This window comes from Citrobacter sp. RHBSTW-00881 (assembly GCF_013728515.1).
GTDB lineage: Bacteria > Pseudomonadota > Gammaproteobacteria > Enterobacterales > Enterobacteriaceae > Citrobacter > Citrobacter braakii.
Genome location: NZ_CP056269.1, coordinates 3,561,044 through 3,583,443 on the forward strand (window position 1 = coordinate 3,561,044; position 22,400 = coordinate 3,583,443).

Consider the following 22,400-nt stretch of genomic DNA (forward strand, 5'->3'; position numbering starts at 1 on the left):
TTACAATTAACCTACATATAGTTTGTCGGGTTTTATCCCGAACAGTGACATAGGTCACGATAACAACATTATTTTAATTTTTAACCATCTAATTTGACAATCATTAAACAAAGTTGTTACAAACGACACCAGAAAAAGCATATAATGCGTAAAAGTTATGGGGTCACTCTTTCACCGGACATTTAGTTATGTAACAGTGTGGAAGTATTGACCAATACAGTCAGGACAGTTATTAGTGATAGACAGGTTTAATAATTCGGATTGCTAAGTTCTTGATTTGCAGTTTATTCGCCATGAAAAGACCGTTTTACCTGCAAGCGCCCATAGCTCTGTACCCAGGTTATCCCCTCTTTCGCAGAGCGGCGAGCCAAATAACAAACTGGTAACGGTTCATTGATGTACGAAGGCAAATGTGAGTTCCAGCAGTCTTAAGCAATAAGGCGCTAAGGAGACCGTAAATGGCTGATACTAAAGCAAAAATCACTCTAAATGGTGACTCTGCTATTGAACTGGATGTGCTGAAAGGTACGCTCGGTCAAGATGTTATTGATATTCGTAGTCTTGGCTCAAAAGGGATGTTTACTTTTGACCCAGGTTTCACCTCTACCGCATCCTGCGAATCCAAAATTACTTTCATCGACGGTGACGAAGGTATTTTGCTGCATCGCGGCTTCCCGATTGATCAGTTGGCGACCGAGTCGAACTATCTGGAAGTGTGTTATATCCTGCTGTACGGCGAAAAACCGACGCAGGAGGAGTACGACGAGTTCAAAACCACAGTCACTCGCCATACCATGATCCACGAACAGATCACCCGCCTGTTCCACGGTTTCCGCCGCGACTCTCACCCGATGGCCGTTATGTGTGGTGTTACCGGGGCGCTGGCTGCTTTCTACCACGACTCGCTGGATGTGAATAATCCGCGTCACCGTGAAATCGCCGCCTTCCGTCTGCTGTCCAAGATGCCGACCATGGCAGCGATGTGCTACAAATATTCCATCGGACAGCCGTTCGTGTACCCGCGTAATGACCTCTCCTACGCCGGTAACTTCCTGAACATGATGTTCTCCACGCCGTGCGAAAAATACGAAGTGAATCCGATTCTGGAACGCGCAATGGACCGTATCTTGATCCTGCACGCTGACCACGAACAGAACGCCTCAACCTCTACCGTTCGTACCGCCGGTTCTTCTGGCGCTAACCCGTTTGCCTGCATCGCGGCCGGTATTGCTTCCCTGTGGGGACCGGCACACGGCGGCGCAAACGAAGCTGCGCTGAAAATGCTGGAAGAAATCAGCTCTGTTAAACACATTCCGGAATTTGTTCGCCGCGCGAAAGACAAGAATGATTCCTTCCGCCTGATGGGCTTTGGTCACCGTGTTTATAAAAACTATGACCCGCGCGCCACCGTCATGCGTGAAACCTGCCATGAAGTACTGAAAGAACTGGGCACCAAAGATGATCTGCTGGAAGTGGCGATGGAACTTGAACACATTGCGCTCAACGACCCGTACTTCATCGAGAAGAAACTCTACCCGAACGTAGATTTCTACTCCGGCATCATCCTGAAGGCGATGGGTATTCCGTCCTCCATGTTCACCGTTATCTTCGCCATGGCGCGTACCGTGGGCTGGATTGCACACTGGAACGAAATGCACACCGACGGCATGAAAATCGCTCGTCCGCGTCAGCTGTACACCGGCTACGATAAGCGCGATTTTAAGTCTGATATTAAGCGTTAATTGTCTGCCGGATGGCGCCAGCGCCTGTCCGGCTTACAGCCATTAATTCTCCCGGGTCGGACAAGGCATTGAAGCCAGAATCCGACCTGTTTTTTTGATGCATATTATTTTATTCTCATCATGCTTTCTCTATGATTTACTGAGATTTCCGTCATTTCACTCAGGAGCATGGGATGCCTGTTTTGCAGTGGAGCCTGTTGTTTCTGCTATCGCTCCTTCTTTCCCTGTTCTTTTTGTTTATACACCTTCCAGGACCGCTGCTACTCGGTTCGATGATCGTCGGCATCATATTCAGTATGCGCGGCATCTCACTGCACCCTCCCCGCTGCACATTTCTTGGCGCGCAGGCGATTCTCGGCTGCATGATTGCCCAAAACCTGACGGGCTCAATCTTAACGACCCTTACGGCCCACTGGCCGATGGTGATTATCATCCTGCTGGCGACCCTTATCAGCAGCGCGGTAATCGGCTGGCTGCTGGTTCGCTACAGTAACCTACCGGGAAACACCGGTGCATGGGGCTCGTCACCTGGCGGTGCGGCGGCAATGGTGGCGATGGCGCAGGAATATGGTGCCGACATCCGGCTGGTGGCGTTTATGCAGTATCTGCGCGTACTGTTGGTGGTTGGCGCGGCAGCACTGGTCACCCGAGTGATGATGGGCGACCAGGCCCAAACGGTCAGTGAGCAAATTCTCTGGTTTCCGCCGCTGAGCAGCAATCTGTTCAGTACCCTGGCGCTGGCCGCCGTTGCCGGTACGGCCGGGCGTGTATTGCGTATCCCCTCTGGCGTCATGTTGCTACCGATGCTGGCAGGCGCATTGCTGAATGCTGGTGGCGTGATGGTGATCGAACTGCCGGAATGGTTGCTGGCGATTGCCTATATGGCCATCGGCTGGCAAATCGGCCTGGGCTTTGACAAGCAGATCTTTTTAATGGCGTTGCGCCCCTTACCGCAAATCCTCTTGTCCATTTTTTCCCTGATGGCGATCTGCGCCGCTATGGCCTGGGGACTGGCGCATTACATGCAGATAGATTTTCTTACCGCCTATCTGGCGACCAGTCCAGGCGGCGTGGATTCTGTTGCGGTGATTGCCGCGGGGAGTCACGCCGATATGGCGCTGATCATGGCGATGCAAACCCTGCGGCTATTCAGTATTTTATTGACTGGCCCGGCGGTGGCGCGGTTTATTTCAGTACACGCGCCAAAGCATCCCGCTTAGTGCTGACATCCTGGACACCAGTAAAAGGGTCGTGAAGAGAGTGTCGTTTTTTCGATGATTCCGCCACAGCGCTCACAGGCTTCACCATCCCGGTGAAAGACCTTAAAGCGAAACAGCGCGCCGTGATGTTTATTCTCATCCACCAGCCCGCGGGTGTTATAGGACAAACGAGGAATATCAAGCAGCGCATGCGCCAGCGCATCCAACTGCTCATCTCCGAGCATCGACGCTTTATGCTGCCCGGTCAGCCCTACCTGCCAGAGAATCTCTACCCGCAGGTAGTTACCTAATCCCGCCAGAAACGCCTGGTCCAACAGCAGGCCAGAAAACTGGCGATTGCGAAAACGCGGGGATAACAGACGCGCTTTCACGTCATCGGGCGTTAAACGTAAATCCAGGACGTCCGGCCCAACCCGTTGCAGGAACGGGTGGGTAGCGAGCTGTTCCGGCGTCAGCATGTCGATATCAGAGGCGCTATAGAGCAGAATAGTTTTGTCGTGTGTTTGCAACCTGACACGCAGTACCCGCGAAGTCTGCGGTATTTTTCCGGTATCCACCACTCGCCACACGCCATAGAGCTGATTGTGGCTGTACAGCGTCAATCCATTAGAAAAATGGGTCAGCAATGCTTTACCCCGCGTTTCAAGCTGGGTAACACTCTGCCCAATCAGTTGAGATTGATACGGTTTTAGCTGCTCAAAGGCAAACCAGACATCGGTCAGGGGTTTGCCTTTAACTGCCGCCTCCAGGTTATCCGCCGCGCGGCGGATCTCCGGGCCTTCAGGCATAATACTGTCCTTTCTTAATGTGTTGCACCGCCCGTCACTGCGATATCACTCTCCACCTGCAACGCGGTGGCAATCGCAACTTCCAGCGCCCGGCGCACCGTGTCCGCTGCCATACTTGGCGCCCCGGGGTGCTGTGCAGCCTGTTGCGGCAAATAAGGGATATGAATAAATCCTCCCTTCACCGCCGGAACGTCACGTAGTTTATGCAGTAGGCCATACATCACGTGGTTACAAACGAAAGTGCCCGCAGTTTGGGAAACCGAAGCCGGAATTCCCGCGTTGCGCATGGCAACAACCATCGCTTTGATCGGCAACGAACTAAACCACGCCGCCGGACCATCGGCCACAATCGGCACATCTACCGGCTGTTGACCCTGATTATCCGCAATACGCGCATCGTCAACGTTGATCGCCACGCGCTCCACGGTGATATCCGTGCGCCCACCCGCCTGCCCCACCGCCAGCACCAGTGATGGCGACAGCGCGTCAATCGCACCATTGAGTACGGCAAGAGACTCGCCAAAGACGCACGGCAGTTGGCGGGCAACGACGCGGCATCCGCCGATGATAGCATTGTCGAGGCCCGAGACCACTTCCCAGGAAGGGTTAACTGACTCGCCGCCAAAGGGTTCAAATCCCGTGATGAGTACTGTTTTCATCCTGTCACCTTACAAGAACATCAGGAAATACATCAGGAACACGTTGACCAGCAACAGCAGTATGCCGGTTGGCACCTGCGCTTTAATCACCGCGTTTTTATCCGGCAGCTCCAGCAGCGCTGCAGGAACAATGTTAAAGTTTGCCGCCATCGGCGTCATTAACGTCCCGCAATAGCCAGAGAACATACCAATTGCCGCCATTACTGCCGGATTGCCGCCGTGCTGCAGCACGAGGATCGGAATACCAATTCCAGCGGTCACGATCGGGAAAGCGGCAAACGCATTGCCCATGACCATCGTCAGCAATGCCATGCCGAGGGTGTACACCGCCACTGCGATAAAGCGGCTATCCACCGCCAGGTATTCTTGCGTTAGCCAGGAAATACCGCTGCCTACGCCCGCTGCCGTAAACAACAGCCCGAGCGTGGCCAAAATCTGCGGCAGGATAAACGCCCAGCCGATGGAGTCCAGCAGACGGCGCGCCTCCTGAATCGGTTGATGAACCCGCTCATGGGTCATTTTTATCGCCATCGCCAGACCAATCAACGAGCCTGCGGTCATGGAAAAGAGCGTCACCAGCGTGGCGTGATTACCCGGCCCAAACAGCGCATCCTGTAAGCCCGGAATATGGTTGAACATCAGCACGCCAATAACCGTTACCACCGGAATTGCCAGCGCCGGGAAAAACAGGCGATTACCCAGACGACTGGCGCTTTCTTCGCGCTGTTGCTGCGTTCGTTGATGGTAGCTTCCCAGCTTCACGCCGCCAAAACCGGCGATCAGGGCCAGCACGACCACCGCAACGCCAACGGCAATATGCACCGTGCGTTTGTCGCCAAACAGCGAGTATGTCCAGTCGCCAAGCAGAAACAGTACGCCGTATATGCCCCAAAACAGGCCGGTGGTAAAGCGACGCGGGTTCGCTTTGTCCTGCCAGGACATCAGCGCCACAATCAGTAATACCGCTCCCGCCAGCCAGTAGAGATAGCTTTGTTGAAAATTCATTTCGCTTCCCCTTTCGCTGCGGCATTCGCTTTCGCCACCTCACGTTGCAAATAGCTATCCAGACGCCACAGACGCGTACCGTGGATCAGGAATGCACAAATTGCCGTTGGGATCCCCCACAAGGCAATATGCAGCGGTTCGGTCTGGATCCCACCAGACTCCAGCATAAAGTTGTGCATAAAAATGATGGCGCCGAAGGCAACAAAGATATCTTCACCGAAGAACAGTCCGACGTTATCGGTCGCAGCTGACATGGCGCGCAGACGATAGCGTACCGCCCCAGGTATCTCGCCGTGATTTTTCTCTGCGGCCCCTTCCGCCATCGGCGCCAGCAGCGGGCGCACCATCTGCGGATGTCCCCCCAGACTGGTCAACCCTAACGCAGCGGTCGCTTCGCGAATGAACAGATAGACAATAAGCAGACGGCCACTGGTGGCGCTGCGGATTTTTGCAATCCACGCCTGAGCACGCTCTTTGAGTCCGTGGCGTTCCAGCAGGCCAATCACCGCCAGCGGGATCAGCAGGATAAATGGCAGGTTGCGGGTGTTAAGAAAACCTTCACCCAGCTTCTCAAGGATAGTGGCGATCGGCATATGCGCCGCCAGCCCCGTGACGATCCCGGCAATAATGACCACCAAGACCGGGTTAAAACGTAAAAGAAATCCGACCACGATGACGGCGATCCCCGTCAATGGCCAGAGAGAAATTACCTCTCCCATAATTCAGTCCTGTATATGTTGTTGTGTAATATATTATTGTTTTATATGAATAAATTTATGCGCTAATTTGAATATTGCATGCTTTGAATGCGGCTCGCAAGCGACGGGCAAAAGCGAGTGCGTGCTCACCATCCCCGTGAATGCATACCGTCTGGGCTGTCACGCTCGCCCACGTTCCACTCTGGCTTTTTACTCTCCCGGATTGCACCATTTCTAGCGTTTGCGCCAGCGCCTGCTCTTCATCCTCAATCAATGCGCCCGGCTGGCTGCGCGGCACCAGACTGCCATCCGCCTGATAACCCCGATCGGCAAAAACCTCCTGACGTGTTACCAGACCATAGCGTTCTCCGGCACGAATCAGTTCGCTTCCCGCCAGCCCTACCAGAACCAGCGACGAATCGCAGGCATACACCGCTTTAGCAATAGCATCCGCCAACTGAGGATCTTTCGCCGCCTGGTTATAAAGCATACCGTGCGGTTTAACATGACGCATTACGCCGCCCTGCGCACGCGTGATGGCAGCCAGCGCACCAATTTGATACAGCGTCTGCGCATACACCGTTTCCACAGGCAGGGTCATGGCGCTACGGCCAAAATTTTCCCGATCCGGAAAACTCGGATGCGCGCCTATCGCTACGCCATTTTTTAGCGCTTCGCGCACGCTTAAAAGCATCGTCTGCGCATCACCGGCGTGAAACCCACAGGCGATGTTGGCTGATGACACCAGTTGCAGCAGCGCTGCATCGTTAGGGCATCCCTCACCGAGGTCTGCGTTGAGATCAATTTTCATTGTTAAGTCGCCATGTTAACTGTTCCAGATAACGCTGCCGATCGTGGCGCGCCTTAAGCGCTTCCTCCAGCGAACACTGCACAAAATGGATCGGCTGGCCGAGCGGGATCTGCGCCAGATGATACATATCTGCTTCGATGATACAGGCGATACGCGGATAGCCGCCCGTCGTCTGAGCATCGTTCATCAGCACGATGGGCTGACCATTATGCGGAACCTGCACTACGCCAGGGAGCAAACCATGCGACAATAACTCGCGATCGGTCGTGCGCGTCAGCGACTGCCCCTGCAAGCGATACCCCATACGGTTGCTTTGCGGACTCAGTTGCCACGGGGAGCGCCAGAAAGAAGCCTGCGATACTTCGTCAAACTCCTGGTATTCAGGCCCGGGGAGCGCACGAATGTGGTTGCCCCACATCAGCTGTTTTACGCCCTGCGGCCCGCTGAATTGCCGGGTCGATGCGCCAATTGCCAGCCGATCGCCATCACGCAGCAGACGCCCTTCCAGCCCGCCAATTCCGACTTTGAGATCGGTACTGCGCGAGCCCATTACTTCGGGTACATCAAAACCGCCCGCTACCGCCAGATAGCTGCGCATGCCGTGATGTGGACGTTTTAGCGTCAGACGTTGCCCGGCTTTCACCGGTAGCCGCCATCCGCTCCATACGGGAGTACGATCCAGGTGCGCTTCACATCCCGCACCGGTCAGGGCAAACCAGCCATCGGTTTCAAATTCCACCACCAGTTGCCCCAGTGTGATTTCCAGCGCAGCGGCATTCGCATCATTACCTACCAGCAGGTTAGCAACGTTCAGCGCCGGTTTATCCAGCGCGCCACAGTGACTGATTCCGGATTGACGAAAACTATGGCGTCCCCCGTCCTGTACTGAGGTGTACATGCCAGCGCGAATGATGTTTAACATATCCCCTCCTTCTGCGGGACAAAACGCACGGTATCGCCAGCCCTTAACAGAATCGGCTCCTGCCGTTTTGGATCAAATAACGCAACGGAGGTACGGCCAATCAATTGCCATCCGCCTGGCGTGGAAAGCGGATAGACCCCCGTTTGGGATCCGCCAATACCCACAGAACCTGCCGGAACAAGCAGACGCGGTTCCGCACGCCTCGGAGTATGGAGCGGTTCAGGTAAGCTCCCGAGATAGGGAAATCCCGGCTGAAAACCGATAAACCACACCACATAATCAACCGACGCATGAAGTTCGACGACCTGCTTGTCACTTAATCCACTGTGCCGGGCGACCTCTGCCAGATCGGGGCCGAACTCACCGCCATAGGTCACGGGAATTTCAATAAAGCGCGAGTCCGGCTCCAGCGCCTCACTCTCTTCCCACCAGCGCTGCAGGCGTTCAATCGCATCCAGCGCCAGCGTTTTCGGGTCGCGCAGGGTAACCGTGATATTGTTCATTCCCGGAATAGCTTCCAGCACATTCGGGGCATCAACCAGACGCTGGGCCAGACGCCAGATGCGTTTCTGAGTCGCCAGCGTAATGGGAGGTTCCAGCTCAAGAACCACCGCACTTTCACCTAACAGATAACAACGCGCTCGCTGCACTTTCGTCCCTCTTTATTACGCTGGATTAGGAATATCGATAAAGGTTACGTCCAGATCGGTATTTTCATTCAGCCATTCGCTCAATGCGCGAATGCCGCCGCGTTCGGTCGCATGGTGACCAGCAGCATAAAAATGCAACCCCTGCTCGCGGGCTGAGTGAATGGTTTGCTCTGAGACTTCACCGGTGATAAAGGCATCGACACCAAACCGGGCTGCGCTATCAATGAAACTCTGACCGCCCCCTGTACACCAGGCGACGCGCTGAACTTTTTCCGGCCCGGTATCACCGCACCATAACGGTTTACGGCCTAAACGCGCTTCAATCCACGATGCCAGCTCCAGCCCCGGAACCGGCATGGAGAGTTCTCCCCATGGCACCAGCGGCTCGATTTCACCCATGACGGTGATCCCCAACAGCGCTGCCAGCTGCGCGTTATTACCCAGTTCCGGGTGAGCATCCAGCGGCAGGTGCCAGCCATACAGGTTGATATCATTTTCCAACAGCGTCTTCAGACGATGGCGCTTCATACCGCGTATAACCGGAGATTCGCCTTTCCAGAAATAACCGTGATGAACGATGACCGCATCCGCCTGCAGACGTACCGCCTCATCCAGCAACGCCTGACTTGCGGTCACGCCGGTCACGATTTTATGCACCGTCTCTTTGCCCTCAACCTGCAAACCATTCGGCGCATAGTCGCTAATGGCGGCGCTGTTCAGTTTGTCGTTGATCAGTTGTTCCAGTTCGGTGTTTTTCATCATCGTCCTCGTAGTCATAAATTCTGCCTGCCCAATCAGCAACACAGCTTAGGTTAAAATAGCGTTCCCGCTTGCGTTCGTCGATAGACATTTCACTGACACATCAAGAAACAATCACACCCGATTTGAACGCAATTTGCTTACCCCCACGCGATCTAATTCATGTATATTTATGCAATCAGACAGCATATTGCAAAAATAATCAGATCTGTATCAAAGTTAAAACTTTAAGGAAACACACTCGCGCAGCACGTTCAGCCTGTCGCGAGGCATTTACTTCGAGAAAAGAATGAATAAACAAGCATCTCAACCACGGGCGATTTATTACGTCGTTGCGCTACAAATTTGGGAATACTTCAGTTTTTACGGCATGCGTGCATTGCTGATCCTGTATCTCACTAACCAGCTTAAGTACGACGATAATCACGCATATGAACTGTTCAGCGCCTACTGCTCGCTGGTCTACGTCACGCCCATTCTTGGGGGATACCTGGCCGATAAAGTGCTCGGCAATCGAATGGCGGTGATGATCGGCGCATTTTTAATGGCAGTGGGGCATCTGGTATTGGGCGCCAGCGAAATGGCCCCGGCGTTCCTTTATTTGTCGCTGGCGATTATTGTCTGTGGCTACGGTCTGTTTAAATCCAACATCAGTTGCCTGTTAGGCGAGTTGTATCAGCCTGAAGACCCTCGCCGTGACGGTGGATTCTCTCTGCTCTACGCTGCCGGTAATATTGGTTCAATCATCGCGCCTATTGCCTGCGGCTACGTGCAGGAAGAGTACAGCTGGGCAATGGGCTTTGCGCTGGCGGCGATTGGCATGCTGGCGGGGCTGGTGATTTTCGTATGCGGTAATCGCCATTTCGCCCATACCACCGGCGTCAACAAGGCCGTTCTGTGTGCGAAAAAATATATGCTGCCAAACTGGGCCTGGTTGTTAGTTCTGCTGGTTGCAGCACCGCTGCTGATTACCGTTCTGTTCTGGAAAGAGTGGTCCGTTTACGCACTGATCGTTGCTACTGTTATTGGTCTGGCGGTTCTGGCGAAGATTTACCGCCAGGCGCAGACCCAGAAACAGCGTAAAGAACTGGGGCTTATCGTTACGCTGACCTTCTTCAGTCTGTTGTTCTGGGCCTTTGCTCAACAGGGCGGCAGTTCGATTAGCCTGTATATCGACCGCTTCGTTAACCGCGATATTCTGGGATATTCCGTCCCTACTGCGATGTTCCAGTCGGTTAACGCCTTTGCCGTTATGCTGTGCGGTATCGTGCTGGCCTGGGTGGTCAAAGAAAGCGTTAGCGGTAATCGTACCGTCCGTATCTGGGGTAAATTTGCCCTTGGCCTCGGTTTAATGAGCGCCGGATTCTGTATTCTGACCTTGAGCGCCCGCTGGTCCGCGACTTACGGTCACTCTTCCATGCCGCTGATGGTATTGGGGCTGGCGGTCATGGGCTTTGCCGAGCTGTTTATCGATCCGGTGGCTATGTCTCAGATTACACGTATCGAGATCCCAGGAGTGACCGGCGTGTTAACGGGTATTTACATGCTGCTTTCCGGAGCCATCGCCAACTACCTGGCCGGCGTTATCGCCGATCAGACCTCACAAGGTTCGTTTGACTCAGCGGGCGCTATCAATTATTCCATCAATGCATATATTGATGTCTTTAGCGAAATAACCTGGGGCGCGCTGGCCTGTGTGGTGCTGGTACTGCTGATTTGGCTGTACCAGTCGCTGAAGTTCAGAAATCGTCCGCTGGCGGTAGAGTCCTGAGTTTACAGGCCCGATGATGGGATAAGATTCGGGCCTGTTTTTCTGGAGATTATGCATGGTTTACAGCCAAATCCGCTTCTGAAACACCGGTCACCAGTTTTACCATTTCGCGTTCTATTCCCTGTTCCAACATGGTTTGCGCTATACGTAATGCCGCTTCTTGTTTTCCTTGTTGTAGTCCTTGTTGTAGTCCTTGTTGTAGTCCTTGTTGTAGTCCTTCCTGTAATCCATCTAACCGTAACCGCTCTGCAATAGTCATCAGCCTCTCCTTGTGTTGGGGGATCCGTTGTGTCATCTCTTGCATAAACTCATTAAAGCGAGATTCATCGCCAGATTGTAGAATGTAATTAAACATCGCTTGTAATTGCGTGTCATTAGCGCATCCAGTAAGTAGCAGCGTGGTCAGTTGCTCTACCAGCCCCATCAAATCCCGCCGACGGATATGTTTTTGCATTAATTCCAGCAGCGCCATTCGCCTGTGAGCCATGATCTCATCATCGGGTACCACCGTTATGTCCACCAACGGAAATGCGCTGGAATAAAGTTGTCTTGCCACCACGGAGTCGGCAAAGGCATCCAGCCAGCACAACGAGTACGGATAAGGGCTTCGGCAGCCATGATAAAACAGCATCGGTATCACCAGCGGCAGTTCCTTATGCCCTGCGTCCAGATGGCGCTGCATCGCCGCCATCGCATAACGCAACAGACGAAAAGCCATATGCGGCTCGGCTGAACTTTGATGCTCTAAAACCACATAGACATAACCGTCGCCGTCGCGAGTGTGCAAAGACCAGAGCACGTCGGAGTAGCGCGAACGTAAATCCGCTTCAATAAAGCTTTCTGACTCCAGCTTCAGCGAATTCAAATCGCAAAGTGTCCGCAGTTCAGCTGGCAGGTGAATGTCGAGAAAATCCCGCGCAGTTTCGGGATGATGTAAAAACGTTTTAAACACCGCATCGTGCGGTGTGGATGTCGTTGGCGTTGTCATTAATTTCCGTCATCTGAATGAAGATGACGGAAATTTACTGCTGAGGGAAAACTTATACAGCAGGGTATTCACGGTACTGAGAGCACGTTTCAGCGCTAATAGCTCCCGACTGCAACATGTTCATTCTGCTGGAAGGCATTACGCAGAAATCCGTCACATACTTATCCCTTGCGCGCCGCCTCATAGGCCGCCAGCGTCGCCAGTCTTGCCTGTTTATGATCGACAATCGGACGAGGATAGTTAAGCGTAACCTGCGCTTTTTCAGCCCACGTCCACGGATCATGAATGGCTTTACCCGGCACATCGCGCAGTTCCGGCAGCCACTGGCGGATAAACTCGCCGTCGCGATCAAATTTTTCGCCCTGAGTCGTGGGGTTAAAGATACGGAAATACGGTGCAGCGTCGGTCCCGGTTGAGGCCGCCCACTGCCAGCCGCCGTTATTGGCCGCCAGATCGCCATCGATCAGTTGCGACATAAAATATTGCTCGCCTTTACGCCAGTCGATCAGCAGATCTTTCACTAAAAAACTGGCCGTAATCATGCGTAATCGATTATGCATCCAGCCAGTGGCGTTGAGCTGACGCATCGCCGCATCCACAATCGGGTATCCCGTGTTCCCTGTTTGCCAGGCTTGCAAATGTGCCGGATTATTCTGCCATTGCACGCGATCGGTCCAACGGATAAACGGTTGATGCCGACACAGCGCCGGATGGTAAGTCATCAGATGACGATAAAATTCACGCCAGATAAGTTCGTTCAGCCAGACGCTGCCTTCCCCTCCTTCAAGCGCCAGCGGCTGCTCCGCGAGCAGTCGATTCAGGCACTGGCGCGGCGACAATCCCCCTGTCGCCAGGCTCGCGGATAATCGACTGGTACCGTCAACCGCGGGGAAATCACGCTGTTGCTCATATTCTCTCGCGGCCTGCTGGCAAAACTGGCGTAATTGCGCGATAGCCAGTTTTTCTTCTGCCACAAACCGCTGCGCATCAAAATCTTGCTGCGGATAGCTCAGCGTTATTGATGTTAACGGAGCGTCAAGAGCGCCGCTTTCTCTCACCTTCGGCGCGCTAACGCATTCTGGAATACCCTCTTTAATCCGCTTCAGCCAGGCATTTTTAAACGGTGTAAAGACTTTATACATTTCGTGATTGCCGGTCATGACCGCCCCCGGAGGCAAGATCACGCTGTCGTCAAACCCTTCACACACCACATGGGGTAGTACCTTCTCAACGGCGACATCACGCTGACGTTCGTTTATTTCGTATTGATAGTTATAAAACAATCGGCTGACGCTATGCTGTGCGCAGACGTTTTTGACGGTTTCCACGCTGGTCGCAAAATCTGCAACTTCATCAAACAGAAGCGGGATGCCTTTTTCCGCCAGCGCCGTCTGCAACGCATTCAACTGCGCACTCACAAATGCCGCCTGACGTGGGGCCATTTCATGCGCCTTCCACTGCTCAGGAGTAGAGATATATAGCGCGATGACCTGCGCAGTACGATCCCGACAAGCCGCCGCCAGCGCGAGGTTGTCATGCAGACGTAAATCACGTCGAAACCAGACCAGATGGGTGGTCATAATACTCCCGGATATAAATTAATCATTGCCACTCGTTATCTATTACACCGACAAGTGTAGACGTCGGCGCATAAAAAAAACCGCCACATTACTGTGAGCGGTTTTCTTGAGCAAGAACGATAACTTAGTAGAAATCGCAGGTGGCTTTTTCAGCCTGCTCCATCCACACCGGTTTATCACTGGTTTTAGACCAGACGCGGTGCAGGTAGCTGTAAAAACGAGCGCGGTCTTTCCAGAACAGCATGACCGGTAGCGCCAGCACGCCCGCCACTACGGCAAAGGTACGGCGCAAGAAAACAATGTGTGCTGGATATTCTTTATAAAAGTCCATAATCCTCTCCCATATATCAGTTCGGTGAATAGCACCGGAAAAATAAACTTGGTTAACTGATGAAAATAATACCGCCTTGTGTGTAATTTTGCTACTCATCCGACCACTTATTTTTATCTATTGATGCTCCGTTTAGCTTAAAACCGTAATTAAGTTACATAAAAGTTAAATTAATACTAACCATTAGTTAAATAATGGTTTTTGCCATTTTTATACTTTTTTTACACCCCACCCGCTGATTTTTGCGAAATCTTTGCAAGCAAAAACCTACGCTCTGGTTATCACATTTATGCCACTGGAGGTGCACTGTGAGTGCAGGCGTGATAACCGGCATTGTGCTGGTCTTTTTATTATTAGGTTACCTGGTCTATGCCCTGATCAATGCGGAGGCGTTCTGATGGCAGCCCAAGGATTTTTACTCATTGCCAGTTTCTTGCTGGTGCTATTTGTCATCGCCAGACCGTTGGGATTTGGGCTGGCTCGACTGATCAACAATACGCCCCTGCCGGGCCTGGTTGGCGCGGAGCATTTACTCTGGCGCGGTCTGGGCATCTCGCAGCAAGAGATGAACTGGCGGCAGTATCTGCTGGCTATCCTCGCTCTCAATGCGCTGGGCCTGCTGGTCCTGTTTTCGATGCTAATGGCGCAAAACCTGCTGCCGCTAAATCCCCAGCAACTGCCAGGGCTTTCGTGGGATCTGGCGCTCAACACGGCGGTGAGTTTTGTCACTAATACCAACTGGCAATCCTATGCTGGCGAAACCACCTTAAGCTATTTCAGCCAGATGGCCGGGTTGACCGTGCAGAATTTCCTGTCTGCGGCGACCGGAATTGCGGTGATTTTTGCCCTGACCCGCGCTTTCACACGCCAGAGTATGAACACGCTGGGCAACGCCTGGGTCGATCTGGTTCGCATTACGCTGTGGATCCTCGTCCCTATTGCGTTGCTCATTGCCCTGTTCTTCATTCAGCAAGGTACGTTGCAAAACATATTGCCTTATCAGCCCATCACCACCCTTGAAGGGGTGAAACAGCTGCTGCCAATGGGGCCAGTCGCCTCACAGGAAGCGATTAAGATGCTCGGCACTAACGGAGGGGGATTCTTTAACGCTAACTCATCGCATCCGTTTGAAAACCCAACCGCACTGACCAATCTGGTACAGATGCTGGCTATTTTCTTAATTCCCACCGCGCTGTGTTTTGCCTTTGGTGATGTAGTGGGCGATCGTCGTCAGGGGCGGACCTTACTGTGGGCCATGTCACTGATTTTTGCGGTCTGCGTTGCCGTCGTGATGTGGGCCGAAGTTCAGGGCAACCCGCACCTGATGGCATTCGGTGCCGACAGCAATATCAACATGGAGGGCAAGGAGAGCCGCTTTGGTGTGCTGGCCACGAGTCTCTTTTCCGTCGTCACCACAGCAGCATCCTGCGGGGCTGTCGATGCGATGCATGACTCCTTTACCGCACTGGGCGGCATGGTACCTATGTGGCTGATGCAGATTGGTGAAGTGGTCTTCGGCGGTGTGGGTTCAGGTCTGTACGGCATGCTGCTGTTCGTGCTGCTGGCGGTATTTATCGCCGGGTTAATGATTGGCCGTACGCCGGAGTATCTGGGTAAGAAAATCGACGTGCGCGAAATGAAAATGACCGCGCTGGCGATTCTGGTCACCCCTACGCTGGTCCTGCTCGGTACAGCGATCGCCATGATGAGCGATGCCGGGCGCAGCGCCATGCTTAATCCAGGTCCTCACGGCTTTAGTGAAGTCCTGTATGCCGTATCGTCTGCCTCGAACAACAACGGTAGCGCCTTTGCCGGATTAAGCGCCAATAGCCCGTTCTGGAACTGCCTGTTGGCCCTGTGCATGTTCTTCGGTCGCTTCGGCGTGATCATCCCCGTGATGGCTATTGCCGGGTCGCTGGTCAGTAAAAAGATCCAGCCAGCAAGCCCAGGCACGCTACCTACCCACGGCGCACTGTTTGTCGGGTTGTTAATCGGTACGGTGTTACTGGTTGGCGCTCTCACCTTTGTTCCTGCCCTGGCGCTTGGCCCGGTCGCAGAATACCTGTCATTACACTGAGTGATGCGGAGCACATTACTATGAGTCGCAAGCAACTGGCGCTGTTCGAACCCTCTCTGGTCGCACAGGCGCTGATGGACGCCGTGAAAAAATTAAGCCCACATACCCAGTGGCGTAACCCGGTGATGTTTATCGTCTGGCTGGGCAGTTTGTTAACAACCCTGTTAACGGTGGCGATGGCAACAGGTCATATGCAGGGCAGCCCGTGGTTTACCGGCGCGATAAGTCTGTGGCTGTGGATTACCGTTCTGTTCGCCAACTTCGCTGAGGCGCTGGCAGAAGGTCGCAGCAAAGCTCAGGCTAATAGCCTAAAGGGAGTCAAAAAAACCGCCTTCGCCCGCAAACTTCGCGAACCCAAATACGGCGCGGCAATGGATCACGTTCCTGCCGATGATTTACGGAAAGGGGATATCGTGCTGGTGGAAGCTGGCGATATTATCCCGTGTGACGGCGAGGTCATTGAAGGTGGCGCATCAGTAGATGAAAGTGCCATTACCGGTGAATCCGCGCCTGTGATTCGTGAATCCGGTGGCGATTTCGCCTCCGTCACCGGCGGGACCCGCATCCTCTCCGACTGGCTGGTTATCGAATGCAGCGTAAACCCCGGTGAAACGTTCCTCGACCGGATGATCGCCATGGTTGAAGGCGCGCAGCGGCGTAAAACGCCCAATGAAATCGCCCTGACGATCCTGCTGATTGCCTTGACCATTATCTTTTTGCTGGCGACCGCCACGCTATGGCCGTTTTCCGCCTGGGGTGGTAGTGCGGTCAGCATCACGGTGCTGGTTGCCTTGCTTGTGTGCTTGATCCCTACAACGATAGGCGGACTGCTCTCAGCGATTGGCGTCGCCGGGATGAGCCGCATGCTGGGCGCGAATGTCATCGCTACCAGCGGACGTGCAGTAGAGGCGGCAGGTGACGTAGACGTACTGCTGCTGGATAAAACCGGCACCATTACGCTGGGTAACCGTCAGGCTTCGGATTTTTTGCCCGCCCACGGCGTGGACGAAAAAACGCTGGCCGACGCCGCACAGCTTTCATCGCTGGCCGATGAAACGCCGGAAGGCCGCAGCATCGTGATCCTGGCAAAACAGCGCTTTAATCTGCGTATTCGCGACGTGCAATCTCTGCACGCTACCTTTGTGCCGTTTACCGCCCAAAGCCGGATGAGCGGCATCAACATCGACAACCGAATGATCCGCAAAGGGTCGGTCGATGCCATTCGTCGGCACGTTGAAGCCAACGGCGGCCACTTTCCCGCCGATGTGGAGCAGAAGGTCGAAAGCGTCGCTCGCCTTGGCGCAACGCCGCTGGTGGTTGCCGAAGGCTCCCACGTACTGGGCGTGATTGCGCTGAAAGATATTGTGAAAGGCGGGATCAAAGAACGTTTTGCTCAACTGCGCAAAATGGGGATTAAAACGGTGATGATCACCGGCGATAACCGCCTGACCGCCGCCGCGATCGCCGCTGAGGCCGGAGTGGATGACTTCTTAGCTGAAGCCACGCCGGAAGCCAAGCTGGCGCTGATTCGTCAGTATCAAGCGGAAGGTCGTCTGGTGGCAATGACCGGCGACGGAACCAATGACGCACCTGCCCTGGCGCAGGCCGACGTTGCGGTCGCCATGAACTCTGGAACCCAGGCAGCGAAAGAAGCAGGTAACATGGTGGATCTCGACTCCAACCCCACCAAACTGATTGAAGTAGTGCACATTGGTAAACAAATGCTGATGACGCGCGGTTCGCTGACCACTTTCAGTATTGCCAACGACGTCGCGAAGTATTTCGCTATTATCCCGGCCGCCTTCGCCGCCACGTATCCACAGCTCAATGCGCTGAACGTGATGGGACTGCATTCGCCAGACTCGGCGATCCTCAGCGCGGTTATCTTTAACGCGCTGGTTATCGTCTTTCTGATCCCGCTGGCGCTAAAAGGCGTGAGCTACAAACCTTTGTCCGCATCCGCGATGTTGCGCCGCAATTTGTGGATCTATGGTCTGGGCGGTTTGGTTGTGCCGTTTATCGGTATCAAAGCGATTGATTTACTGCTGACCCTGCTGGGTCTGGTGTGAGGTTTCAGATGAGTGGATTACGTCCTGCATTATCAACATTGATTTTCCTGATGCTTATCACCGGCGGGGCTTACCCGTTGCTGACGACCGCGCTGGGGCAGTGGTGGTTTCCCCACCAGGCTAACGGTTCGCTTCTTAGCGAAGGTCAGGTTGTTCGCGGCTCTGAGCTCATCGGGCAACATTTTACCGCTGCCGGTTATTTTCAGGGGCGTCCGTCTGCCACAGCTGAAATGCCCTATAATCCAATGGCTTCAGGCGGCAGTAATCTGGCAGCCAGCAACCCGGAACTGGATAAACAGTTGCAAAGCCGGATTGCCGCGCTGCGTGCCGCCAACCCGCAGGCAAGTCCTGCCGTCCCGGTAGAGCTGGTAACGGCTTCTTCCAGCGGGCTGGATAACAACCTGACGCCAGCCGCGGTGGCCTGGCAAATTCCCCGCGTGGCGCAGGCTCGCAACCTCAGCGTTGAAGAGGTTACGCGGTTGGTTGCACAATATACGCACAAGCCGTTGGTCAGTTTTATTGGTCAGCCGGTGGTGAACCTGGTGGAACTTAATTTAGCGCTGGATAAGCACTGAGAAAAAGGACATGCATAACGAACCCTTACGCCCCGACCCCGATCGCCTGCTGGAGCAGACCACGGCCCCGCACCGGGGAAAACTGAAAATTTTCTTCGGTGCCTGTGCTGGCGTCGGCAAAACCTGGGCCATGCTGGCAGAGGCCCAGCGACTGCGGGCGCAAGGGTTAGATGTGCTGATTGGCGTGGTGGAAACCCATGGACGCAAAGAGACCGCCGCGCTGTTGGACGGCCTCAGCATCCTGCCGCTAAAGCGACAGGCGCGTCACGGCCGCCATATCAATGAGTTCGATCTCGACGCGGCGCTGGCCCGCCGTCCGGCGCTCATTTTGATGGATGAACTGGCGCACAGTAATGCGCCAGGCTCACGGCATCCTAAGCGCTGGCAGGACATTGAAGAGCTGCTGGAAGCCGGGATTGATGTTTTTACTACCGTTAACGTGCAGCATCTGGAAAGTCTCAATGACGTGGTCAGCGGCGTTACCGGCATTCAGGTTCGTGAAACCGTACCCGACCCTTTTTTCGATGCCGCCGACGATGTGGTGCTGGTCGATCTCCCCCCCGACGATTTGCGCCAGCGCCTGAACGAAGGCAAGGTCTATATCGCCGGTCAGGCAGAAAGAGCAATCGAGCATTTCTTTCGCAAAGGTAATCTGATCGCGCTACGTGAACTGGCCCTGCGCCGCACGGCTGATCGGGTAGACGATCAGATGCGCGCCTGGCGAGGACGTCCGGGAGAGGAGAAAGTCTGGCATACCCGCGACGCTATTTTACTGTGCATTGGGCACAATACCGGCAGCGAAAAACTGGTACGCGCCGCCGCACGTCTGGCGGCGCGTCTCGGCAGCGTCTGGCATGCGGTGTATGTCGAAACGCCAGCGCTGCACCGACTGCCCGAAAAACAACGCCGCGCAATTTTAAGCGCTCTGCGGCTGGCTCAGGAGTTAGGCGCAGAAACAGCCACCCTTTCCGACCCCGCCGAAGACAAAGCGGTCATCCACTATGCCCGTGAGCATAATCTGGGAAAAATTGTGCTCGGGCGTCCGACTACGCGTCGCTGGTGGCGTAGCGATTCCTTTGCCGACAAACTCGCTCATCGCGCACCGGATCTCGACCTGATGATTGTTGCGCTCGATGAGCCCCCTTCACGCCCTGTGCTGCAAACGGCTGATAGTCGCACCTTTAAGGATAAATGGCGGGTACAAATTCAGGGTTGTGTGGTTGCCGTTGCGCTGTGCGCCATTATTACGCTAATCGCCATGCAGTGGCTAATGGCCTTTGACGCCGCCAACCTGGTGATGATCTATTTATTGGGTGTGGTGGTTATCGCACTCTTTTACGGACGCTGGCCATCAGTGCTGGCAACCTTTATTAACGTCGCCAGCTTCGATCTCTTCTTTATTGCCCCACGCGGGACGCTGGCCGTTTCAGACGTTCAGTACCTGCTCACCTTTGCCGTAATGCTAACGGTAGGGCTGGTTATTGGTAATCTGACCGCCGGGGTGCGTTATCAGGCGCGGGTAGCGCGTTATCGTGAACAGCGTACGCGTCATTTGTATGAGATGTCGAAAGCGCTGGCCGTCGGTCGGAGTCAGACGGATATCGCCGCCACCAGTGAACAGTTTATCGCTTCAACGTTTCAGGCCCGCAGCCAGGTTTTACTGCCCGGTGAGAACGGCAAGCTGGCCCCGCTCACCCATCAACAGGGCATGACGCCGTGGGATGACGCTATTGCCCAATGGAGCTTTGACAAAGGGCAACCGGCCGGTGCAGGCACCGACACGTTACCAGGCGTACCGTATCAGATTTTACCGTTAAAAAGCGCCGATAAAACGCATGGGCTGCTGGTAGTCGAACCGGGAAATTTACGCCAGCTTATGATCCCCGAACAGCAACGCCTGCTGGAAACCTTCACTCTACTGGTAGCCAGTGCGCTGGAGCGCCTGACGCTGACCGCCAGCGAAGAGCAGGCGCGGTTTGCCAGCGAGCGCGAAAGCATTCGCAACGCCCTGCTCGCTGCTCTGTCCCACGATTTGCGCACGCCGTTGACGGTGTTGTTCGGTCAGGCGGAAATCTTAACACTGGATCTGGCCAGCGAGGGATCGCCGCACGCGCGCCAGGCCAGTGAGATTCGCCAGCACGTTCTGAATACTACCCGACTGGTTAATAACCTGCTGGATATGGCGCGAATTCAGTCTGGCGGCTTTAATCTTAAGAAGGAGTGGTTAACGCTGGAAGAGGTGGTCGGCAGCGCCCTGCAGATGCTGGAGCCCGGTCTCTCTGCCCCGATAAATCTGTCGTTACCTGAACCGTTAACACTGATTCACGTCGATGGTCCGCTCTTTGAACGGGTGCTGATTAATCTGCTGGAAAACGCCGTCAAATACGCGGGGCCACAGGCGCAAATCGGTATTGATGCCAGCGTCGATGGCGCACATCTGCAACTGGACGTCTGGGATAATGGGCCGGGTATTCCGTCGGGTATGGAACAGCGCGTTTTTGACAAATTTTCCCGGGGAAATAAAGAGTCATCGGTGCCCGGCGTTGGGCTGGGGCTGGCAATTTGTCAGGCTATTGTGGACGTGCACGGCGGTACTATTTCGGTCCACAATCGCGCGCAAGGAGGAGCCTGTTTTCGTGTTACACTGCCCCAGGAAATCCCCCCTGAACTTGAAGATTTTCATGAGGATATGTGACGAACGTACTGATTGTTGAAGATGAACATGCCATTCGCCGCTTTCTGCGCACTGCGCTGGAAGCCGATGGCCTGCGTGTATATGAAGCGGAAACGCTGCAACGTGGTCTGTTGGAAGCCGCCACGCGAAAACCCGATCTCATCATTCTCGATCTCGGCCTGCCGGACGGCGACGGCATTGATTTTATTCGCGACCTGCGACAATGGAGCGCGATTCCGGTGATTGTGCTTTCAGCCCGCAGTGAGGAAAGCGATAAAATTGCTGCGCTGGATGCCGGTGCCGATGACTATCTCAGTAAACCCTTTGGTATTGGCGAGCTACAGGCGAGATTGCGCGTGGCATTGCGTCGCCACGCCAGCGGTGCGTCTCCCGAACCGGTGGTACATTTTTCCAACGTCAAAGTGGATATTGCCGCGCGCCTCGTTCACCGTGGTGACGAGGAAATTCATTTGACGCCGATTGAGTTTCGTCTGTTAGCGGTTCTGCTAAATAATGCCGGGAAGGTACTGACGCAACGCCAGTTGTTAAATCAGGTTTGGGGACCAAACGCCGTCGAACACAGTCATTATCTACGTATTTATATGGGACACCTGCGCCAGAAGCTGGAACTGGACCCGGCCCGTCCGCGTCATTTTCTGACCGAAACCGGAATTGGCTATCGGTTTATGCCGTGAATTCTTATTCATTTTTTCTGATTAATTAATAAATATATTTTTCATTACTCATTCCACTGCATAATACTTATTATGCAGCCAGTAGAATATTGTAAAAAAATAATAAAATACAAATAAATAACATATAAACAACAAAACAGCATCTTGTCCCGCACTATGCATAAATGGCGACTAAATATTTTATAAACGATCGTTTTTTATTGATCTTCTTCACAGTTCATAGCCATTTCCTGGATAAAATACCCGCACCTTCCACTTATCCAGTAAAGGTAACTAAAATGGAAAATAATAGCCGTACAATGCCACATATAAGGCGAACAACGCATATTATGATGTTTGCCCACCGCAACAGTTTCGACTTTCATTTCTTTAATGCCCGTTAGTCT

Annotated in this window: 22 protein-coding genes; 11 read left to right on the forward strand and 11 right to left on the reverse strand. The window is 53.9% G+C overall.

The genetic code is table 11. The features are described 5' to 3' along the window. The first annotated feature begins 198 nt into the window (after positions 1-198). From HV311_RS28290 to HV311_RS17280, 3 genes are all read left to right on the forward strand, one after another. On the forward strand, positions 199-252 hold the full coding sequence (locus HV311_RS28290; RefSeq protein WP_418135082.1) for a hypothetical protein: 54 nt from the start codon (positions 199-201) through the stop codon (positions 250-252). A gap of 206 nt (positions 253-458) precedes the next feature. Beyond that, positions 459-1,742 (forward strand): citrate synthase, encoded by a 1,284-nt coding sequence (locus HV311_RS17275; RefSeq protein WP_016152281.1) that lies wholly within the window; start codon positions 459-461, stop codon positions 1,740-1,742. Between the two features lie 173 nt (positions 1,743-1,915). After that, the gene (locus HV311_RS17280) at positions 1,916-2,962 is read left to right on the forward strand and encodes an AbrB family transcriptional regulator (protein ID WP_191220235.1); all 1,047 of its coding nucleotides are present in this window, start codon (positions 1,916-1,918) and stop codon (positions 2,960-2,962) included. Here HV311_RS17280 and nei read toward each other — a convergent pair. The 8 genes from nei to ybgI are packed head-to-tail and all read right to left on the reverse strand — an operon-like array spanning position 2,959 to position 9,254. Next, positions 2,959-3,750, reverse strand: a complete 792-nt coding sequence (nei, locus tag HV311_RS17285; protein WP_047497737.1) for an endonuclease VIII — start codon at positions 3,748-3,750, stop codon at positions 2,959-2,961. The genes HV311_RS17280 and nei overlap by 4 nt on opposite strands. Positions 3,751-3,764: 14 nt before the next feature. Next, a complete protein-coding gene (pcp, locus tag HV311_RS17290; protein ID WP_046274712.1) occupies positions 3,765-4,409 on the reverse strand; it encodes a pyroglutamyl-peptidase I in 645 nt (214 codons plus the stop codon). Positions 4,410-4,418: 9 nt separating this feature from the next. Then, on the reverse strand, positions 4,419-5,414 hold the full coding sequence (locus HV311_RS17295) for a DUF979 domain-containing protein (protein ID WP_016152277.1): 996 nt from the start codon (positions 5,412-5,414) through the stop codon (positions 4,419-4,421). Next, positions 5,411-6,133: a DUF969 domain-containing protein gene (locus HV311_RS17300; protein ID WP_003831395.1), complete on the reverse strand. Its 723-nt coding sequence runs from the start codon at positions 6,131-6,133 to the stop codon at positions 5,411-5,413. The genes HV311_RS17295 and HV311_RS17300 overlap by 4 nt, the downstream gene beginning before the upstream one ends. Positions 6,134-6,188: 55 nt before the next feature. After that, positions 6,189-6,923, reverse strand: a complete 735-nt coding sequence (pxpA, locus tag HV311_RS17305) for a 5-oxoprolinase subunit PxpA (RefSeq protein ID WP_191220236.1) — start codon at positions 6,921-6,923, stop codon at positions 6,189-6,191. Beyond that, the gene (pxpC, locus tag HV311_RS17310; RefSeq protein WP_047359481.1) at positions 6,913-7,845 is read right to left on the reverse strand and encodes a 5-oxoprolinase subunit PxpC; all 933 of its coding nucleotides are present in this window, start codon (positions 7,843-7,845) and stop codon (positions 6,913-6,915) included. The genes pxpA and pxpC overlap by 11 nt, the downstream gene beginning before the upstream one ends. Further along, positions 7,839-8,495 carry a 5-oxoprolinase subunit PxpB gene (gene pxpB / locus HV311_RS17315; RefSeq protein WP_046274709.1) on the reverse strand — a complete coding sequence of 219 codons (657 nt, stop codon included), beginning with the start codon at positions 8,493-8,495 and terminating at the stop codon, positions 7,839-7,841. Before pxpB ends, pxpC begins: the two co-directional genes overlap by 7 nt. A 15-nt stretch (positions 8,496-8,510) precedes the next feature. Continuing rightward, positions 8,511-9,254, reverse strand: coding sequence for a radiation resistance protein YbgI (gene ybgI, locus HV311_RS17320; protein ID WP_016152273.1), 744 nt, complete (start codon positions 9,252-9,254; stop codon positions 8,511-8,513). A 289-nt stretch (positions 9,255-9,543) separates the two neighbouring features. Between ybgI and dtpD the strand changes: the two genes are divergently transcribed. Further along, a complete protein-coding gene (gene dtpD / locus HV311_RS17325) occupies positions 9,544-11,025 on the forward strand; it encodes a dipeptide permease DtpD (RefSeq protein WP_047497726.1) in 1,482 nt (493 codons plus the stop codon). 49 nt (positions 11,026-11,074) lie between these two features. Here the strand turns inward: dtpD and HV311_RS17330 are convergent, their stop codons facing one another. The 3 genes from HV311_RS17330 to HV311_RS17340 form a co-directional block, all read right to left on the reverse strand. Further along, entirely contained in the window at positions 11,075-12,013 is a 939-nt protein-coding gene (locus HV311_RS17330) for an Rpn family recombination-promoting nuclease/putative transposase (protein ID WP_115190820.1), read from the reverse strand. Positions 12,014-12,174: 161 nt separating this feature from the next. Beyond that, a complete protein-coding gene (phrB, locus tag HV311_RS17335; RefSeq protein ID WP_191220237.1) occupies positions 12,175-13,593 on the reverse strand; it encodes a deoxyribodipyrimidine photo-lyase in 1,419 nt (472 codons plus the stop codon). A 124-nt stretch (positions 13,594-13,717) separates the two neighbouring features. Then, on the reverse strand, positions 13,718-13,924 hold the full coding sequence (locus HV311_RS17340) for a YbfA family protein (protein ID WP_003022870.1): 207 nt from the start codon (positions 13,922-13,924) through the stop codon (positions 13,718-13,720). A gap of 308 nt (positions 13,925-14,232) precedes the next feature. On the opposite strand from HV311_RS17340, the gene kdpF reads away from it, so the two are divergent. From kdpF to speFL, 7 genes are all read left to right on the forward strand, one after another. Continuing rightward, complete coding sequence (kdpF, locus tag HV311_RS17345; RefSeq protein WP_001670793.1) at positions 14,233-14,322, forward strand: K(+)-transporting ATPase subunit F; 90 nt, start codon at positions 14,233-14,235, stop codon at positions 14,320-14,322. Next, complete coding sequence (kdpA, locus tag HV311_RS17350; RefSeq protein ID WP_046274707.1) at positions 14,322-16,001, forward strand: potassium-transporting ATPase subunit KdpA; 1,680 nt, start codon at positions 14,322-14,324, stop codon at positions 15,999-16,001. Before kdpF ends, kdpA begins: the two co-directional genes overlap by 1 nt. A 20-nt stretch (positions 16,002-16,021) precedes the next feature. Continuing rightward, a complete protein-coding gene (gene kdpB, locus HV311_RS17355; protein ID WP_016152268.1) occupies positions 16,022-18,070 on the forward strand; it encodes a potassium-transporting ATPase subunit KdpB in 2,049 nt (682 codons plus the stop codon). 8 nt (positions 18,071-18,078) lie between these two features. Then, positions 18,079-18,645, forward strand: coding sequence for a potassium-transporting ATPase subunit KdpC (gene kdpC, locus HV311_RS17360; protein WP_016152267.1), 567 nt, complete (start codon positions 18,079-18,081; stop codon positions 18,643-18,645). A 10-nt stretch (positions 18,646-18,655) separates the two neighbouring features. Next, positions 18,656-21,340 (forward strand): two-component system sensor histidine kinase KdpD, encoded by a 2,685-nt coding sequence (kdpD, locus tag HV311_RS17365; protein ID WP_047359485.1) that lies wholly within the window; start codon positions 18,656-18,658, stop codon positions 21,338-21,340. Then, on the forward strand, positions 21,337-22,014 hold the full coding sequence (gene kdpE / locus HV311_RS17370) for a two-component system response regulator KdpE (RefSeq protein WP_016152265.1): 678 nt from the start codon (positions 21,337-21,339) through the stop codon (positions 22,012-22,014). The genes kdpD and kdpE overlap by 4 nt, the downstream gene beginning before the upstream one ends. Before the next feature lie 278 nt (positions 22,015-22,292). Then, a complete protein-coding gene (speFL, locus tag HV311_RS17375) occupies positions 22,293-22,397 on the forward strand; it encodes a leader peptide SpeFL (RefSeq protein WP_114149115.1) in 105 nt (34 codons plus the stop codon). The last annotated feature ends 3 nt before the right edge of the window (positions 22,398-22,400 follow it).

What these genes read in the sequence shown, in the direction of transcription:
- pxpC (WP_047359481.1), bottom strand. Translation starts at nt 7,845, where the DNA reads ATGTTAAACATCATTCGCGCTGGCATGTACACCTCAGTACAGGACGGG.
- HV311_RS17340 (WP_003022870.1), bottom strand. Translation starts at nt 13,924, where the DNA reads ATGGACTTTTATAAAGAATATCCAGCACACATTGTTTTCTTGCGCCGT.
- pcp (WP_046274712.1), bottom strand. Translation starts at nt 4,409, where the DNA reads ATGAAAACAGTACTCATCACGGGATTTGAACCCTTTGGCGGCGAGTCA.
- HV311_RS17280 (WP_191220235.1), top strand. Translation starts at nt 1,916, where the DNA reads ATGCCTGTTTTGCAGTGGAGCCTGTTGTTTCTGCTATCGCTCCTTCTT.
- speFL (WP_114149115.1), top strand. Translation starts at nt 22,293, where the DNA reads ATGGAAAATAATAGCCGTACAATGCCACATATAAGGCGAACAACGCAT.
- kdpD (WP_047359485.1), top strand. Translation starts at nt 18,656, where the DNA reads ATGCATAACGAACCCTTACGCCCCGACCCCGATCGCCTGCTGGAGCAG.
- kdpC (WP_016152267.1), top strand. Translation starts at nt 18,079, where the DNA reads ATGAGTGGATTACGTCCTGCATTATCAACATTGATTTTCCTGATGCTT.
- dtpD (WP_047497726.1), top strand. Translation starts at nt 9,544, where the DNA reads ATGAATAAACAAGCATCTCAACCACGGGCGATTTATTACGTCGTTGCG.
- kdpA (WP_046274707.1), top strand. Translation starts at nt 14,322, where the DNA reads ATGGCAGCCCAAGGATTTTTACTCATTGCCAGTTTCTTGCTGGTGCTA.
- kdpB (WP_016152268.1), top strand. Translation starts at nt 16,022, where the DNA reads ATGAGTCGCAAGCAACTGGCGCTGTTCGAACCCTCTCTGGTCGCACAG.
- ybgI (WP_016152273.1), bottom strand. Translation starts at nt 9,254, where the DNA reads ATGAAAAACACCGAACTGGAACAACTGATCAACGACAAACTGAACAGC.
- phrB (WP_191220237.1), bottom strand. Translation starts at nt 13,593, where the DNA reads ATGACCACCCATCTGGTCTGGTTTCGACGTGATTTACGTCTGCATGAC.
- pxpA (WP_191220236.1), bottom strand. Translation starts at nt 6,923, where the DNA reads ATGAAAATTGATCTCAACGCAGACCTCGGTGAGGGATGCCCTAACGAT.
- HV311_RS17275 (WP_016152281.1), top strand. Translation starts at nt 459, where the DNA reads ATGGCTGATACTAAAGCAAAAATCACTCTAAATGGTGACTCTGCTATT.
- nei (WP_047497737.1), bottom strand. Translation starts at nt 3,750, where the DNA reads ATGCCTGAAGGCCCGGAGATCCGCCGCGCGGCGGATAACCTGGAGGCG.
- HV311_RS17295 (WP_016152277.1), bottom strand. Translation starts at nt 5,414, where the DNA reads ATGAATTTTCAACAAAGCTATCTCTACTGGCTGGCGGGAGCGGTATTA.
- HV311_RS17300 (WP_003831395.1), bottom strand. Translation starts at nt 6,133, where the DNA reads ATGGGAGAGGTAATTTCTCTCTGGCCATTGACGGGGATCGCCGTCATC.
- HV311_RS17330 (WP_115190820.1), bottom strand. Translation starts at nt 12,013, where the DNA reads ATGACAACGCCAACGACATCCACACCGCACGATGCGGTGTTTAAAACG.